General features: G+C 41.0%; 15 protein-coding genes and 1 pseudogene. 7 read left to right on the top strand and 9 right to left on the bottom strand.

Annotated features, from left to right (window positions below; all coding sequences use genetic code 11):
* Window positions 1-426: a DoxX family protein gene (locus NYF15_RS20880; RefSeq protein ID WP_371354563.1), complete on the bottom strand. Its 426-nt coding sequence runs from the start codon at window positions 424-426 to the stop codon at window positions 1-3.
* 128 nt (window positions 427-554) lie between these two features.
* Here NYF15_RS20880 and NYF15_RS20885 point away from each other — a divergent pair, with 128 nt between their 5' ends.
* A complete protein-coding gene (locus NYF15_RS20885; RefSeq protein WP_371354564.1) occupies window positions 555-1,091 on the top strand; it encodes a hypothetical protein in 537 nt (178 codons plus the stop codon).
* A gap of 26 nt (window positions 1,092-1,117) precedes the next feature.
* Here the strand turns inward: NYF15_RS20885 and NYF15_RS20890 are convergent, their stop codons facing one another.
* The 6 genes and pseudogenes from NYF15_RS20890 to NYF15_RS20915 all read right to left on the bottom strand — a co-directional run bounded on the left by NYF15_RS20890 (window position 1,118) and on the right by NYF15_RS20915 (window position 5,784).
* The gene (locus NYF15_RS20890) at window positions 1,118-1,960 is read right to left on the bottom strand and encodes a DUF4198 domain-containing protein (protein ID WP_371354565.1); all 843 of its coding nucleotides are present in this window, start codon (window positions 1,958-1,960) and stop codon (window positions 1,118-1,120) included.
* Between the two features lie 9 nt (window positions 1,961-1,969).
* Window positions 1,970-2,470 (bottom strand): DUF2271 domain-containing protein, encoded by a 501-nt coding sequence (locus tag NYF15_RS20895; RefSeq protein WP_055198551.1) that lies wholly within the window; start codon window positions 2,468-2,470, stop codon window positions 1,970-1,972.
* Window positions 2,470-3,102 (bottom strand): PepSY-associated TM helix domain-containing protein, encoded by a 633-nt coding sequence (locus NYF15_RS20900; RefSeq protein WP_371354566.1) that lies wholly within the window; start codon window positions 3,100-3,102, stop codon window positions 2,470-2,472. Before NYF15_RS20900 ends, NYF15_RS20895 begins: the two co-directional genes overlap by 1 nt.
* Before the next feature lie 203 nt (window positions 3,103-3,305).
* A pseudogene (locus NYF15_RS20905) lies at window positions 3,306-3,686 on the bottom strand (YbaN family protein); the annotation flags it as partial.
* 181 nt (window positions 3,687-3,867) lie between these two features.
* Complete coding sequence (locus tag NYF15_RS20910) at window positions 3,868-5,193, bottom strand: porin (protein WP_371354567.1); 1,326 nt, start codon at window positions 5,191-5,193, stop codon at window positions 3,868-3,870.
* A gap of 102 nt (window positions 5,194-5,295) precedes the next feature.
* The gene (locus NYF15_RS20915) at window positions 5,296-5,784 is read right to left on the bottom strand and encodes a MarR family winged helix-turn-helix transcriptional regulator (RefSeq protein WP_130150922.1); all 489 of its coding nucleotides are present in this window, start codon (window positions 5,782-5,784) and stop codon (window positions 5,296-5,298) included.
* A 330-nt stretch (window positions 5,785-6,114) separates the two neighbouring features.
* On the opposite strand from NYF15_RS20915, the gene NYF15_RS20920 reads away from it, so the two are divergent.
* From NYF15_RS20920 to NYF15_RS20940, 5 genes are all read left to right on the top strand, one after another.
* The gene (locus NYF15_RS20920) at window positions 6,115-6,966 is read left to right on the top strand and encodes a D-hexose-6-phosphate mutarotase (RefSeq protein WP_371354569.1); all 852 of its coding nucleotides are present in this window, start codon (window positions 6,115-6,117) and stop codon (window positions 6,964-6,966) included.
* A gap of 54 nt (window positions 6,967-7,020) precedes the next feature.
* Window positions 7,021-7,554 (top strand): PH domain-containing protein, encoded by a 534-nt coding sequence (locus NYF15_RS20925; RefSeq protein WP_371354570.1) that lies wholly within the window; start codon window positions 7,021-7,023, stop codon window positions 7,552-7,554.
* Window positions 7,547-9,079 carry a PH domain-containing protein gene (locus NYF15_RS20930; protein ID WP_371354571.1) on the top strand — a complete coding sequence of 511 codons (1,533 nt, stop codon included), beginning with the start codon at window positions 7,547-7,549 and terminating at the stop codon, window positions 9,077-9,079. The genes NYF15_RS20925 and NYF15_RS20930 overlap by 8 nt, the downstream gene beginning before the upstream one ends.
* A 79-nt stretch (window positions 9,080-9,158) precedes the next feature.
* On the top strand, window positions 9,159-9,401 hold the full coding sequence (locus NYF15_RS20935; protein ID WP_130150926.1) for a hypothetical protein: 243 nt from the start codon (window positions 9,159-9,161) through the stop codon (window positions 9,399-9,401).
* A gap of 77 nt (window positions 9,402-9,478) precedes the next feature.
* On the top strand, window positions 9,479-12,301 hold the full coding sequence (locus tag NYF15_RS20940; RefSeq protein ID WP_371354572.1) for a TolB family protein: 2,823 nt from the start codon (window positions 9,479-9,481) through the stop codon (window positions 12,299-12,301).
* A gap of 1 nt (window position 12,302) precedes the next feature.
* Here NYF15_RS20940 and NYF15_RS20945 read toward each other — a convergent pair whose 3' ends face one another.
* Window positions 12,303-13,442, bottom strand: a complete 1,140-nt coding sequence (locus tag NYF15_RS20945) for a tetratricopeptide repeat protein (RefSeq protein WP_371354573.1) — start codon at window positions 13,440-13,442, stop codon at window positions 12,303-12,305.
* Window positions 13,443-13,714: 272 nt separating this feature from the next.
* On the opposite strand from NYF15_RS20945, the gene NYF15_RS20950 reads away from it, so the two are divergent.
* The gene (locus NYF15_RS20950; RefSeq protein WP_130150929.1) at window positions 13,715-14,329 is read left to right on the top strand and encodes a hypothetical protein; all 615 of its coding nucleotides are present in this window, start codon (window positions 13,715-13,717) and stop codon (window positions 14,327-14,329) included.
* A gap of 50 nt (window positions 14,330-14,379) precedes the next feature.
* Here NYF15_RS20950 and NYF15_RS20955 read toward each other — a convergent pair whose 3' ends face one another.
* Window positions 14,380-16,890 carry a zinc-dependent metalloprotease gene (locus NYF15_RS20955; protein WP_371354574.1) on the bottom strand — a complete coding sequence of 837 codons (2,511 nt, stop codon included), beginning with the start codon at window positions 16,888-16,890 and terminating at the stop codon, window positions 14,380-14,382.
* Window positions 16,891-16,984 lie beyond the last annotated feature (94 nt).

Here is a 16,984-nt window from a genome sequence, read left to right on the forward strand (position 1 = left end):
TTATGCCTGACTACGTTTTAACACTAGTTGATCTAGACTGATTTTGCCTGCACCAATACTTGCCAATGCTAAAAAGCCGCCTGCCATTGCAATGTTTTTGTAGAACATTAAAAATTGCATTTGATCATCAAGTTGAAAGTGGAATAACAAAGCACTCACTAGGCTGAAACCAGCAAAAGCGACAGCGGTTAGTTGTGTTAAAAAGCCCAGTAAAATAAATAACCCGCCAACAATTTCAAAGGCAATCACAAACGGCAGTAAGAACTCTGGTAAACCGACACTGCTCATGTACTGAGCAGTTGCATCAAAGAATTCTATTTTGCTAAAGCCGGTTAGTAAAAAGATCGCTGATAAACCAATACGTGCCAATAAAGTGCTAATATTTTGTAAGTGTGGTTGAGCTGAGATTAAAGTAAAAAGTTTCATAGTAGGTATCCTGTATAGTTAAGCAGTGTGTCTGCGATGGAGTAACTATAAGTTCACTTTAAAAGAGTTAAAAATTGTAAAATTAGCATTTATCATTCTTAAAAAAAGAATTTAAAAGGAGGTTAAATATGAAGTTGTTGTTATTAATAGGGTTTTGTTTTTCGGTGGCTACAAGTAGCTTGGTGTTTGCTGAACAAAACTTACCAAATAGTCGTCATTATGAGTTGCTAGCTTCAGATATTGCGGTGCAGCAAAGCTGGCAAGTTAAAGACACAATTAAAGGTTATGAGATGCTGGAATATCAAATTAACCTTAATAAAGGCACTACTTTAAAGGTTGATCTTGCTCCATCAAATTCAAGCAACTACTTTAATATTTTACCAAAAGGCAACCCAACCGCTTTATTTGTTGGCCCGGCAAAAGGTGAGCATGCTGAGCTTACAATTCCTGATAATGGCGATTATGTGATTCGGGTGTTTTTGATGCGCAATGCCGCACGCCGTGATGAGCAAAGTGAATTTACTGCCGATATCAGCGTCGTAAAAAGTACATTAAAAGGCATGCACCCAAGCTGGGATGTCGATGGTGATGGGATTAATGATTGCGAGAAAGACGGTAGCTGCGATCACACGGTTGACTACAGTCTTCCTCGAAAGTCTAATTAGGCCTTTGTTAAGGCCTAATTAGCGTATTATTCAGGCGCTACTTCAAGCGTTGTGAATAATGAGTAACGAACGTTATCGATATCGGCTTCTACTGGTTTTTGATCAACAGAGGCTTCAATCAAATACATATCAGCGTGAGCGAATGTCACCGTAAAGAAACCTTTTTTATCGGTTGTTACTTTAACTTCGTCACGCTCATTACGGTAGCGAGCACTACCACGAACAATAGCAAGCTCAACGTCAGCAGCTGGTTTGCCATCCATTAGTAATTGGAACTTAGCTTCTTCACCAGCAAATAGATCGTTCGGGTGAGTAGGGCCTGAAATTTCTAAGCCCTGACCAAGCAATGTTGGCTTAGAAGTACCATTACGGCTAACGAAAGTATCAACAGTTGCGATTGATTTTACAGTGCGCACGTCGGTTGCGCCTGCTGGTAGGTCTGCTTCTTTTTTACCTGCGAACACACGACCACGATTGCCATCTTTGTCTTTGTAGAAAGTCATTAGCATTGGCTTTTGCTGCATAGCAATATGGTAAGTACCATCTTGCGTTAAGCTTACTGCCGCTGAGTTTTTGCGTTTTAAGTAGTATGCACGAATCGTTTCTTCAACCGGTTTACCATTTGGAGCAAGGGCAATTAATAGGTTGTCGTCATACTCAGCGCCTTTTTCTTTCGGGCGGTATGCTTTATCTGGGCTAAATAACTCATTAGAAATACTGGCATCGATCATCACATAGTGAGTTTTCTCACCAGATAAAGAAGTGTGAGATGGCATTAACCAACGGGCGTGTGCTTGTGCATAGCCAGATGCAATTGCTGTGAAGGTCACGGCGCCGATCAGCGCCGTTTTTAATAATTTTAATTTCATTGTTTGTCCTTAATTACTGGTAATGGTAACAAAGCTAGTCGCGAACTCTTTTTCGCCTTTAATTGTGACTTTGCCGTCTTTCGTTAAGTCGATTTCAACGCGGGTGTAATCTCGGCCACCTTCTTCACGTACAACTTCAACATTTAGTAGGTAGCTACCAGGTTTAACTGGGTTCCCCTTTAAATCTTTACCTTGCCACTCAATGGTGTAAGTGCCTGGGCGTTTTGTTGCACCTGTTACACCATCAAAGCTGTCGTTGCTACGACCTGCTTTTCGCCACCACTGACGTAAGTCTTTAAACCATTCAGCTTTTTCGACCCAAAGTGCAATAGTGGTAACGTGTTTACGTTCAGGTGTTTCTAGCCATAACGCCACGTAAGGGCGATGATATGGAGAAACATCTAGCTCAGGTAAGGTAAATTCAACGGTTAGGTTGGGATCTTTTGCAAAGCTCAGTGGGCTGAATAAACAGCCAATTAGTAGAGCAACGAGTAAGTGGGCTTTTTTCATTAAGATACTCCTTTAAGTTGAGGCACCCAAACTAGATAAATAACCAAAGGCGTGGCAACACCAAGCAGCGTTAACCAAAGGCCAGCGGCACGTTTTTTACGGTTTTGAAAGAGAATAAATAATCCGGTAATAGCAAACAGAATCATCAAAACAGCTGAGATATCAATCACCCAGCTCCATGCTTCGCCTGTATGGCGGCCCTTGTGTAAGTCACCAATCAGACTCATAAAGCCACCAGTTTGATAATCAATATTAAGTTCACCGGTTTGAAAATCGATTTCGGCATAGGCAAAGCCAGCCGGAAGCGGGTAGTCGAGCATTACCAAGGCATCTTCTTTTTCCCACTCAATACTTTTTACATTGCTGAGTGAAAACTGCTGCTGCATGTAACCTTCAATCTCGGGATAGAGGCTTGGTAACGTGTCGAGGTTTGCTTGTGCTTTTTCGAATAACTCTGCAGAAACTAGAAGTTGGTTTTGTCCGTTTTGCTTGTCGTTTTCTAGCCAGTCAACATGGTTAAGGATAATACCGCTAATACAGAAAAGAATTAGCAAAAAAAACAATGCAGTTGAAAGGTATATATGCAAAGCACGGCTAACGCTATAAAACGTGCGCTTATTAATAGAAAACATAAAACAGGCAATTTGTTAAAGATACAAATATGATAATGATTTGCATTAATGATAACAAGTGAGTTTACGTTCTTTACATTTGTGTTTTAGAAGTGAATAGCGAGGTAAAACATGATGGCGACTTGTGTGCAAAGAAAGCAAGTAAGTAGCGTCAAGCGCACTTGTGAAGACATGTTTACTCGGATAAATGGAGGGTTATTTGTAGCTGACGGGCGGTTTATTAAATAACCCAATACGCCTACTTCAATCACGGCAACTAAATACATAACCCAAAAAGGCGCTGCGCTTTGTAATAAAAATATATAACCTAATGCCATACCAAAAGCAGCTAAAAACTTAGCACGGGTTGGTACAATTTTATGTTCTTGCCAGTGTCTAAGTGACTCTCCGTATCGAGGGTGATTTAGGAGCCAAGCAGAGAGTTTGGGTGAAGAACGTGTAAAGCAAGCTAAGGCTAAAATAAAGAAAATTGTTGTTGGCATGACAGGCAAAGCAATACCTATGATACCAAGCGCTACCATTAATAGACCAACCGCTTGATAGCAGCTGTTTTTAGATGCAGTTAATACAGCTCTTACATTCATAAATAGAGTTAAGCCAGAACAGTTCAAAAAAGCAAATGCTTGTTAATTACCTTTTTACCTTACTTTTTAACTTTAGCCTAGCCTAGATTTTTTAGCGAGTCGAGTCTCTATCCAAGAGGGTACTTAGTAAAAAGCCCAGTTAAAAACTGGGCTTTAATATTTCATTTACTATCAGTGGTTACTAGAAGTAATAACCTATGTTGATATTGAAGCGAGTTTCTGTTTCGTCGCTGTCACCAGCAACTGAGCCGCCTACAAATGGCTGATTTTTCGCTTGAACAAAATCAAAGTAGGTGAATAAGCCACCTGCTGCAACAGACACCCCAGTTACATTCATCCAAGTATCGGCGCTATTGTCTGACTTGTCATAAATAATGCCGTAGTCATTGTAAAACTGTAGGTCTGTAACAGGACCCCACTCGACAGGGAGGCTGTAGGCAATATTGGCATTAGTCATGGTTGCTTCAGCTGCGATGCTATCGTAAAAAGCATAAGCTCCGACAGCCATACGATTTACATTATCAATATCGTAATTATATTCGCCATGTTGCAGTTGGAAGTTCCATGGGCCAATAGTGCTATTTAAATGGACTGCCCAAGCATAGTAGTCACCAGCACGGTCTTCACCATCGTGTAGGCCACCTGATAGGGCAGATACACCTAGCTCTGTTTTGCCACCTTCATGCTCAAAGTGATAGCCGTAACGACCAGAGAAGGTGTTGTACTCACCAATAGCATTGCCTGGCTCGGCATAAATGCCTTCGTCTGCTGAACGGAAACCAACTACATCGTATGAGTAGCGATCGCTGCGATCATCAACATAACCGTCGACACCACCTAGCTCATCATTTTTGAAAAAACCAAGATCAATCTGCCAGTTATCGGCAATTTTTCGTTTGAATAGCACACCTAAATCGTGATCATCTTCCAAACCTACATAATAGGTTGTTCCAAAGAAGTAGTTGTGTGAATTATATGGCCAGTTACCAAAAGGAACTTTGGTTATACCTGCCTGCACTTGCCAGTCTTCAGCAAAGTCGTAGGCTGCATAGGCATATTTAACTGCTGTCATATAGTCAAAGAAACGAATTTCAGCATTTAGTTGCACATCACCGACATCCCCTGAAAAATTCAGTCTAAAGATATCGAAGTCGAAGTCACCACCACGGTTTTTGTTACCGTCATCATACGAGGTATAGCTGTAGTTTGTTCGCACAGCTCCACCAACATGAATACCAGATTCTTTTTTGTCTGATACAGTTTCAACAGCAGCAGTTTGCTCCTCAAGTTGCTTTTGTTGCCTTGCAACCTGTGCATCAATCTGCGCTTGTTTATCGGCTTGTTGCTGCGATTTTTCCTCGGCAGCATCAAGCTTGCTCTGGAGTTGCTGCATTTGCTCTTTAAGTAATTGCAGCTGTTTTTGAAGGTCATCTATTTCAGATGCCTGACTAAGACTAGAAGTAGTGCCCAAGGCGATTGCGAGGGCTAACTTTGAAAGTTTAAGCATGATTTTCGCTAGTGTTGGAATGGGTACTACTAGCATAGTTGATATTCACACTTAACCCAAGGGTAGCCACAAAAAATTAATATTAATCAACCAGTTTTGCAATTAACTATTGTGATCGAGTGATTTTGTTATGGCACCAACTTCTAATAGTGGTGATGCATCAAGCTGATCAGCATCCATCATTGCTGCAATACGTTGCATTGATGAAAGCAATAAGCTTTGCTCCCACTCTTCGAGGGCTGAAAATTTTTCTATGAAGTGCTCTTGCAATGGCTGAGGAGCTTGCTCTAAAAGTGCTTTGCCTTTTTCTGTTAAATACAAGCTGACGCGGCGCTTATCCATTTGACTGCGCACACGGGTGATAAGCTCTCTGTTTTCAATTCGGTCAAGAATATTGGTCACAGTTGCAGGGCTTAAGTTGACGTTTTGAGCAATACGACTTGCTGTGATGCCGTCTGTTTGTGCTACTTCATTCATGATAAGTAATTGCGGGCCTGTTAACCCAGACGTTTTGTTGAGCTGCTTAGAATGCAGATCGATTGCTCTGATTACTTTACGTAATGACACAAGTAGTTCGTCATACTTTTGCATGTTTTTGTCTCTTTAAAGGCGGCCTAGAACGACCGAAGCCGCGAAATATTACACATCAAATAAATTGAGTTCAAATAATTTGTGGCTATGTTTGCTATAAATAGCCTCATTTTCAGAGGAGATTTTTATTTGAGTAGTAATTAAATCTCGTTTGGTGTATCACATAATAATGTAGATGTTCTTTATAATTAAATAGCGCTTTTCGCCTGCACACGCACAAAGTAGTAAACAATTTCATCAAATAACTAAATATTATTTACTAACTACTATGGCTTTGGGTATTGTGGGGTTATTTAACTATCTCTTTTCTTTCATTTAATGGGACGAATTATGAAGCTATCGCCATCAGTTACGATTGAGCAAAGTGAGACTGGCCTTGAGTTTATTAAAGTAGCCAGTGAGTTTTGTGATGCCACTATCTTTTTGCAAGGTGCGCAAATTACAGAGTTTACACCGACAGGTAAAAAGCCATTACTGTGGGTTTCTCAGCAGGAAGATTATCAAGAAGGTAAGGGCGTTCGTGGTGGTATTCCAATTTGTTGGCCGTGGTTTGGTGTGAGCCAACATGAAGGCTGGCCTGCTCATGGTGTTGCTCGTACGGGACTTTGGCGTGCTGAACAGGTGAAAGAAGAGGAAAACTCGATCTACATCAGCTTGTCATTGCCAATGAATCAAATTGATGAAAAGTATTGGCCACACAAAACTAAACTATTGGTGGAATTTATTTTATCAACGAGTTTAGAAGTGCGTTTAACAACAACTAACCTTGATAGTGAAACACTTAATTTTACGCAGGCATTACATACTTATTTCCCAACGCCTGCGATTGAAGAAACTAAAGTTGATGGTTTACAGGGCTCTAAATATATAGAATTCGGTGAAGGTCCATTTGAGCAACATGATTTGGTTTCATTTGCTCGTGAAACCGACATGGTTTATACCCAGGCACAAGATACACAACGTATCATTACGCCAGATGGGATCATTGAAGTAAGCCGAGAAAATTCGCGGTCATGTGTGTTATGGAACCCGTGGATTGATAAATCAAAAAGGCTATCTAATTTTGCTGATGATGAATATCACGTGATGTTATGTTTAGAAGCCGCCAATGTACTTGAAGATAGCGTTGAGCTAGCGCCGGGTGACAAGCATACACTTGCTACCTCTCTTCGCTGGGTATAAAAAGTACCGAGTATGAGTAAGGCCAGTTAAGACTGGCCTTAACAAGGAACGATCGTGTTTAGTAATCAACAAATAGAAACCCTTCCACAGCATCAGCGCATACAATTTCAATCACTTGCAGATAATGCGATATGGCATGTACAACTAAATTGGTTGTTGTTTTATGTGCCTCTAATGGCCGTAATTATTACTGTAAGGCATTTTAATCCTGCCGTTAGCGAAGCCATTGCTACACCTTGGCTTCTGGTTTTGCCATTGTTGGTAATACTGTCGATGGTTTACAACCTTTACAGCGTCCGCGCTAAAGGGGTGGCAGTAAGAGAGCATGATATTGCCTTTAAGCGGGGGCTAATTTGGCAACAAATCACCTTATTGCCAATTTCTCGCGTGCAACACACCGAAATTCATCGCGGCCCAATTGAGCGAAAGTTAGGACTTGCAACACTCAGGCTTTACAGTGCAGGTGGCATGAGTGCTGACTTACATATCAGCGGGTTAACTGACCAGCAATGCAATGATGTCCGCCAGTTCGTGCAAAGTTATGGTGATAATGCAGCAACTCAAGAAAATGAGCTTGCCGATGAGTGATCAACAATGGCAACGCGTGTCGCCATGGGCGCTACTGTACTTTATTGTTCACTTTGCACTGCGCTTCATAAAAGATGGGCTGCTTAATTTACTGCCAATTTTGGTGTTATTTGTTACGCAAGTTGAACAAAAGCTGTTTTGGGGGCAAATAGCCGTTACCGTGGCCTCGTTAGTTTTAGTGCTGTATGCCTTTGCTTATTATCGTAATTTTAAATATCGCATAACGGATGGTAACGAAATACTGCTCAATAAAGGGGTATTCAAAAAAGAACGGCTAACCCTAAAATTTGCTCGCGTACAGAACGTAAACATAGCCGAACCTTTTTATTTTCAGCCGGTTAATTTGGTTAATTGTATTTTCGATGCCGCCGGTAGTAGTGCTCAAGAAGCTGTGATCCCGGGAGTGAAGCTTAGCTACGCCGAGCAAGTGCGCGAACAAGTTATGGAATTTAAGGCTCAGTTACAACAGCAAGAGCAGCTACCTATTGAGCAGGGCGAAGTAACAGATAAACCGACAACCTTAACGATCAGCAATGCTGAAATTGCTAAGTTTGGTTTGATGTCCAACATGGCAATATTGGCATTGGCTGCACTTGCTCCATTTATAAATGTGATTTTTGAGTACCTCGAAAAAACCATCATAAACCGCCTAGAGACCATACTGAATGAGCAAGCTGCGTTCATTGGCAGTGCAGCTGCAATCACTGTGTTAATTATGGTTGTAGCCATTGTTTTATGTGCCATTTTACTTTCTGTTGTCATGGCCTTAGTGCGCTTTTTTAACTTTCAGCTGTACTTTCAAGACGGTAAGTTTAAGCGTGTGGCAGGTTTATTTGAGCGCCAGCAACTCTCGATCAGCGTGTCGAAAATTCAAAGTGTGCAAATTAAACAAAATATTATTGCCAAGTTCCTTAATCGCTATACCTTAATTTGCCCACAAGTGAGTAGTGGTGGTGTGGCAGCTGGGGTTGCGGCACATAAAAATAAACAAACGTTAGTGATGCCAGTAATCACCAAAGAGCAAGTAAAAGCCGTATGTGGCTGGTTATTTCCATGGTTTGTTGATTTAACAGAGCTTAACTTTATTAAGCCTGAGCGAGTTTTACTTTATAAAAATACGTTTTTATATGTAATTCTACCCACTGTATTTTCTGCTTTAATTTTCAATGCCTTATTTGATGCTGCTACGATGTTGTGGAGCATTGTCGTGGGCTTAGTTTTGATGATCGGTGTGTTTTTGAATTATCAAAAAACGGGTCTGGCTATGTATCAACATGACGGCCGTTTTTTTGCCGTATTTAAAACCGGCATACTGGGTGTGCAGTATCGTGTTTTTGAAATCTATAGAGCGCAAAGCGTCACCACAATAAGCACTTATTTAATGCGCCGATCACAGCTTAAGAGCTTGTATATACAACTGGCTTCTGGCTCTGTATCAATGCCTTACTTAAAAGCAGAGCTGGCTGAGCAGTTTGCTGATTTCGCCCTATATGAAATAGAGGGCGTTGAGCGGAATTGGTTTTAAATGAAAATGATTCTCAATATTATTGACCTGTTTGGGTTTTTGAGTATACTTTCTCAAAAGCTACAGAAGGAGGTGCGCGATGATATATTTTCTGCCTATTTTAGCCATTACAGGTATTGTCGGCTTACTTTGCTATGCTCGCAACAAGAAGGAGTGTAAAGGCCTTTGCGTAAGCTGTGCAGTGACTTGTATTGCTTTGCTTGTAACAGGCGCGATGGCTCTTGCGGGTCTGGGGGCACTTAGAAGCAGTATTATGTTTGCAGCGACAATATTTATTGTTTACCAATTACTAGGCTTGGTTCGCCCGATTAAAATTGAATAGTTTCTTACATTTTTTAACTACCCACTTGCCAAAAAGCAACGCATACTAATCCTGAAATAACAAAGTCAGGGATTAAGATGATAAAAGCATTGTTGATTGGTACTTTACTTGTTGCTGGGCACGCGTTTAGTCAAGAAGTATGGCAAACAATTCATACTGAGCATTTCAATGTCCATTTTAGTACAGAGAATCAGCAATGGGCTCAATCAGCGGCAACCGAGCTGGAAATTGTTCGCAATAAGGTATTAAAACAACAAAACCGCGCGTTGGATGAAGTGATTGATGTTGTTGTTTTTGATCCATTTAACGCATCTAATGGCTTTGCTTTACCGGTTACAATAAAGCCCTTAATGGCTTTATTTACGACACCTCCACAATCAGATTCGATGATTGCCAATACAGATAGTTGGCAGCAATTACTCATTTTGCATGAGTACATCCATTTGGTTCATTTGGCTCAGCCTACGCGCAGCTTACCTCGACAAGCAATTAGAAATATTTGGGATCTCTACGATTTATCACAAAGCGATATGCCTCGCTGGGTTGCTGAGGGTTATGCGACGCTATTAGAATCAAAAATGACGGGGCGTGGCCGTTTATACGATAATCTTTCAGAAGCGATACTGGTTGAATTTGCACAGCAAGGCGCACTGCCAAGCTATGGCCAATTAAATCGTACTGAAGACAGTTATATGGCCGGATCAATGGCGTATTTAATGGGCGCTCGCTTTCTGGCTTGGTTAGAAGATAACTATTCTCCAAACACCCTTGATGCTGTGTGGACACGGATGCAAGCGGTTAAATCGCGCGATTTTAATGACGCTTTTAGCGGTGTATTTGGCGACTCACCTGAGCGGCTTTATCGTCGCTTTATTGCTGAATATACTTATAAAGCAATGGCTAAAGAGGTGAGTGAGCAAACACTTACAAGTGAGCTTTGGTTAGAGCTTGATTTATATGCATCAAACCCAGTTTTAAGTTTAGATAATAGTAAACTCGCTATTGTAGAGCGAAACAAAGATGATGAAACGCGGCTAGTTATTTATAGCACAGCCGATAATCAACAAGCAGCAGATGATTTTGCAAAGCAGCAACAACAGCTACTCGATGACGATCCTGCAGATATTGCCGATAGAGCACCGAGTGTGTTTAAACGTAAACAAAAGCACGTGCTTCATCAAATCAATAAGCAGGGTATAAAGAATCCGCAGTGGTTAGACGAAGATACACTGTTTTTTACCGCCACAACAACCGTTGGTAAAGGCTCAATTCAAGGTATCTCGGACTTATATCGCTATGATATCGAAACTGGTGAGATAAGTGCATTGACCCATCATGCGGGGCTGCGTCGTTTTACAATTAGCGATAACGGACAAACTGTTTACGCTGAGCAAACTAGGCATGGCTTCTCGGAGTTGGTGCGTTTTGATCTTAATACGGGTGTCTCTACGCCTTTATTTAAGAAGAGCCTAGAAACGGTTTATGACTATCCATTACTAAGTCCTAATAAAACTAAGCTTGCATATTTAAAAGTGGCACTGAATGCAAATTGGCAGTTGTATATACAAGATATGAACTCCCAGCAATCAATAGCTGTGCCTATGCCTGAGGGCTATCAGTATGTGTCACAACCTAATTGGCAAGCAGATGGCAAAGGGCTTTATTTTGTCGCTGGTAAGAATGCCGCTCTCGATTTGTATCATTATGATCTTAGCCGCAACTCACTACGCCAATTAACACAAGGGCAAGAAGCCGTTGCATACCCAATGGCAATGAATAATGGTGAACTTTTGTATTTATCGATCACTGCTGAAGGGCCAGATATAAAGCATTTTGCAGAGCAACCACAAGGATTAGAGGTTGCTGAGTTGGCAAGTAATACAGCGCCACCGCGAGGGCAAGTAACGAGCGAAGTGTTACCTGAAGCGAAGATTTACAAGCAAAGCCCAACAGAGCCAGCCAATTATGATATTTGGCAGCAAAAACCCACCTTTTCGCTGGCATCTCAGTATTATTCGGCTTCATCTTCGCTTCTTACCATTGGGCTAAAAAGTAACGACTTTTTAAAGCAGCTCGATTTACAAGCAGGCTATAGTGTTGATTTACATGATAAAGCACTAGAGGGAGTGTTTGCGGCAGCTAAATACTCAGCGTTTGATTTAAAGTTTAAAGCGCTGCTATTTGATTACGACCTTGAATCGGCAAAACAGTACCATTCAAACACGCCGCTAAATGTCAGTAACACAGGGGCACATTTTGCCATGAGTTACCCGATGCAGTTTCAGCAGTTAAATATCACACCGACCTTAAGTTACAACTACAGTGATTATGCTAAAGGTGACGATCAATGGCTAAAGCTAGGACTTAAGCAGCAATGGCAACATGATAGACAGCGTTATGGTCTTAGTCAGTCGTTGAGAGCTGAATGGTTATCCGGTGATGCTGACTCAAATAATTGGCAGGGCTATAACTTTGCCACCGTACTAAGCGGTTATGCCTTTGATATTCCGGTTTATGTTAATTTTGCTCAGCAATATCGTGATGACAGTACCCTTGCGCTTGGCGGTTATGAGTCAAACCTAATTAATAAAGACACGCAAAGTGGCTTTGTTAGTGCACCTGAATTGCCATTTTTTAGCCAGCTTGGTAACCGTTATAAAGGTTATGGCGGGGGGATTAGTTATAAAGATTCATTACCTTGGCTTTACTACCAACAGCATCAAGTTGATAACCGAGTCTATGCGCAAAGCTACGGCCTCAAGTGGCGAGGAGACTTTAGCTTTGGTCTGGGACCTGCGGGTTTGAATGATGTAAATATTGATTTTGGCGTCGCCCGAGTAGAAAGCGACGACTTTGAAAATGATCTACGTGCTTGGCTAAGTTTTTACTACTCGCTATAACTTAGTGTTGGTCTTTTAAGGCGAAAAGCTTGGCGTGGTATAGCGCAAGTTTTTCGTCTTTATTTTCTATCTCAATGGCTTTTTCTAACCACTCCTTAGTGCTTTGTTCATTACCTTGCTGGTAACTAATAATCGCTAACTCCACATAGGGTTCTGATAAATAAGGGGCTAGTGCTATAGCATCTTCCAGCTGCTGTTTTGCTTTGTAAAACTGGCCATTATTACGAGCGTTAATCGCTGTTGTGAGTAATTCGAATGGATCCTGCTCTAGCATCGCTAACTGTGAATTGAGCTGTTCTGCTAATGAGTGATCATCTAGTTGTTTGGCCAGCACTACGTAATTATGTAGTAAATTCGTATCGCTAAAGCCATAGTGCATTGCTGTTTGATAAATATGTTTTGCCCCAGCTAAATCACCTACTTGACGATGTAAAACAGCTGCTAAATTATAAAGCGAGGCTGCATTTGGTGTGTATTCATTGGCTTTTAAAATATAACTGTAGCTTAAATCGAATTGTTTTAAGGCCAGAGCTTGTGCAGCTAAGTTACTATAATAGCGGCTGATTAAATCTTTGAGCTCAGCATGGCCTGAATAAAAACTACCACGAGACGGAAAATAGTCAATTATACTGCCAGGTGGTACAAGGTAATTATCATCTTCATTTAAAGGGGCATAGACTTTGGTGCGAAAATGGCCCGATACATACACGATGTTATTTTGTTTACTGTACACAGGTTCACTCGACACCGCTTGGAAACCTGTTTTTAGCCCTACTAGTTGCGCATATGCGTGAGTTAAAATAGCTAAGCTAATACAATTCCCTTCATGCTCTTGAAGGGTCTGTTCGGCGTTGAGTGTAGCGCTAAAGTAATTGAAGTTGGTGAGCTTATTTTCTAAGTAATGATAAAGAATTTGGTCGTCTCTTAAACCTTTACCTTGGCGTTCGGTAAAATAATCAAGGAAACGTTTTTGCTCATCATCAGGCAATGCAAACAACTTTGGATCTGTTAGTTCAATGTGTTCAAAATTTGCTGCGTTTAATAGACTGGCAACACTTGGAGGAGTAGGGGCTTGTTGCTCTGTACTCTTACATCCTACTAAAAAAGCGCTTAGAACAAGTGTAAATAAAATTGACTTCATAGAACTGCCCTCCTGGCCATTATCTATTCAATGTACCTAGATTCGAGTAACTATTCAAGTTGCTAGTTAGTGTCATTGATTATAAACACCTTGTACGGAAATCTTGCCACTTTCAGCTTGGCTGTTTTTTCTACCTCGTTGCTTTCTCTGTGGGCCTCATTAAAATGCCGCGCTCTTTTAAATCACTTAAAAAACAGTTATTTACATGTTTAGTGGCAGTGATTGATAAATTACTAACTTATTAACTAAATTGTAACGAGATGGGGGTTGTTTTGGCGCACTTTTTGCCGATTATTTCATGCTTTATTCTAGCGTTTAGCTTTTATCCGCTATTAAATAAGATTCGTAAAAATCGTAGTGTGTCGGGCGTATCACTGTTGATGATGAGTTTTGGTGTCGCGCAGAGCATCTACTTCATTACTTACAATTTATATTTTCAACGTTTTTACATGGTACTGCCGTTTATTGTAACGGGCATGCTCAGCGGTTTAATTCTCTATTACTTTGTTCGATATAACGCAGCTCGCCAGCAGCGAATGCAGTTAGCAGGATTGTTAGTACTGTGTGTTGTACCATTTACTTTGCTGCTCAGTCCGACGCTTGATATGGCCACTGTGCTTAACTGGTTAACTTATGTTGGCTTGGTGATGAGCTCGATTCGTGTTATGCCGCAAACTTATAAAACCATTAAAAGTGGTGATATTAGTAATTTAAGTGCTCGTTACTTTAGTCTGCAATTTGTTGCTGGTAGTTGTGGCCTTGGCGCTGAGCTGTCGATGGCTGCACCGAGTGTATCGCATATTTTAACGTTTGTGATGATCTTACTAACAAACGCGGCGCAACTTGGTTGTATCCAATATTACAAGTCACGCCCTGCAATGGCATAGGCGAAACAATGAGTAAAAAGGCTGCCAATTGGCAGCCTTTTTACTGTTGGTTAAGCGTCTAATGCTTTGCTAATTAAGCGATTAATATATTGTTTATGCGCTTTAGCAGCAGTATCTGCTCCCCAAGGAGTGCTGATATCAGCAATTTGGTTAAGTTGATAAAGAGCCGCAGCTTTAGCGAGATTATCGTGCTTGCTGGCTTTAGTTAAACCGACAATGGCAATCAGTTGATTCACATATTCAACTTGTAAGTTATGGCTTAATGTATTTGCTTTTTTGCCGTCGACAAAAATGCTTGTTGTTAAGTCATTCATAAATTGGTTAAGTGAATACTCATTACCGTACATAGCACTGTCTGAAATACGCAGCATCACAGCAGGGTGTAATAGCTGAGCAAGTACCAGCTTTTGCATGCCTAAAATCATACCATGTGGTTTAGGATCTTCATTTTTACCATAATGATTAAAACCGCGGCGCTGTTGTAGTAGGTAGTTATACAGAGGCTGCATGTTAGCAAGTACATTTGGCGAGAATACTTTGTCGGCTAAAATCTGCATGGCTTGTTGTTGGCGTTCAAGTGAAACAGGAGTCAATGGTGCGCCATTTTTATCATCACCTACGACATTGCGTTCTACATAAACACCACCTATTTGACGCGACACCACGCCTGCTTGTGTTCTATAGCTAGCAAATAAAATATTAGCTGAAGTAACTAGTTGTTGAAATGACTCACCTTCAACGGTGGCTTTGTCTTTAAGTTCAGTAAATAACTTATTGATAAGTGCCATGCGATCATTAGCGTAAGCTGCAGGGTTAGATGACATATCGCCAATCATTACACGAGGGTCGATATGGCGACCCGGTGCACGCATGTCATCAGCATCATTACCAAATGCGAGTGCATGCTCTGATGAGCGAGCGAGAATTTTTTCAAGGCGTTGTTGCTCAGCATCTTCATCGGCTAGTGCTTGGCTATAGCCATATTCAATCGCCCAATCATCATAAGGGCCAGGCTTAGTTTGGAATATATCGCCTTGTTGCATGCCAATAGGCGCAATGTTGGCCGGTGCATAATCCATCACCGAGCCTGTCACGATCCCTTGCGTTTTACTCTTGTCGTGAACTTCTTTTTCATCCCATAAAATCGATGACTTCATGTTGTGGTTTAACCCCAGTGTGTGACCTACTTCATGGAGAATAAGCTGGGTTAAGCCTTGGCGTAAAATTTCTTTATCTTCAATACTGGCTCCAGCACCTAACCCTTTTGCAAGTAGCATGTTTTCTTGAATAGTGTGACCTAATGAACAGTGTAAGTTAGGATTATTTTCGTCAGAGGTTAATGAGGCTGCGCCTTGCGTATATAAGGTCTCATACATCCAGCGATTTTTCATAAAAACATACTCTAACATGATGTCAGAGCCTAAGATCTCACCGGTTAATGGGTTAGCAAGGGCTGGCCCATAACCACCAAAAGGTGGGCGTGGAGAGGCTGTCCAGCGTAATACGTTGTAGTTTATATCGCCAGCATCCCAATCTGCATCGTCAGGTTGAATTTTTACTTGAATAGCGTTTTTAATGCCCGCTTTTTCAAATGAAGGGTTCCATGCAAGCACTGCGTCACGAATCGTATCACGCCACTCAATAGGGGTGGTGTTTTCAATCCACCAAGTAATTGGTTTGACTGGCTCAGAAAGTGCAGCTGTAGGGTCTTTCTTTTGTAAATCCCAACGCTTGATTACGTCCTCGTAAGGTGCCCAGTCAGCAGAAGTCATATTATCAAATTGGTTTGTGAAGTAACCGATACGTGCATCATCGTGGCGCGGCTGATAATTGTTTTTTGGTAAAGCGACAAAGGAATGCTGTACTTTAATCGATACATTACGAGGGTCACTTATTGCTTCAGAGCCACGTACACTAGGATTGGCATTGGTAAACACATAATCGACAGTGATATCTAAATTGTTTGGGTAAGGACGATGCTGAACAATGCGCGATTTTTTATCGTCTAATTTTCCTAATTTGAAACGCTTTTTAGCATTTTTATCGTCTGGATTTGGCCAAGGAGATATCTTGTGTAATGCTTCACTTATAAGCAGTTTATCAACATTAAATGCTATTTTATCGTTTTCTTCTTTCTCAATTTTGATGCTAGCTAGCACTGCTTCACTGATATTTGCATCAGCAGAGCGAGCAAGGGCAGAGTGTTGATCAAATTTATAACGAGGGGTTTTGCTTATAATATCAATACGGTCAAAATATTTTCTAAATTCAATGAGTTTTGTTTCACGGTACGCACCTCTGAAGTGACCAGCATCGGTCACACCATCTACGGTATGTGCAAAATAGACAAAGGGTGTATCAAGTTGTGATTGGTCTATGACCATTAGGTTTTCACCGGTTTTTTCATCTTGATAAAGAGTAAAAATACCTGAGTATTCGGTTTTATCTTTAATCATTTCAGCCAGTGTTTCAGGCTTTTTTTCTTCTTTCTTGGCTGCAAGTGCATGCCCATTTATGGCAAAAGCAATGCTTAACGCCAAAGCAATATTGGTTATTTTCATTTTTAGTCGTTCCATTTGTTTTTTCAGGCACGAGTTTAATGAAATTGCTAATTGATAGAAGTTTGTTTGTTAACAAGTGTAAAGCACTATCTCT

The sequence above is a fragment of the Pseudoalteromonas sp. 68 DY56-GL68 genome, assembly GCF_041414825.1.
Classification (GTDB): domain Bacteria; phylum Pseudomonadota; class Gammaproteobacteria; order Enterobacterales; family Alteromonadaceae; genus Pseudoalteromonas.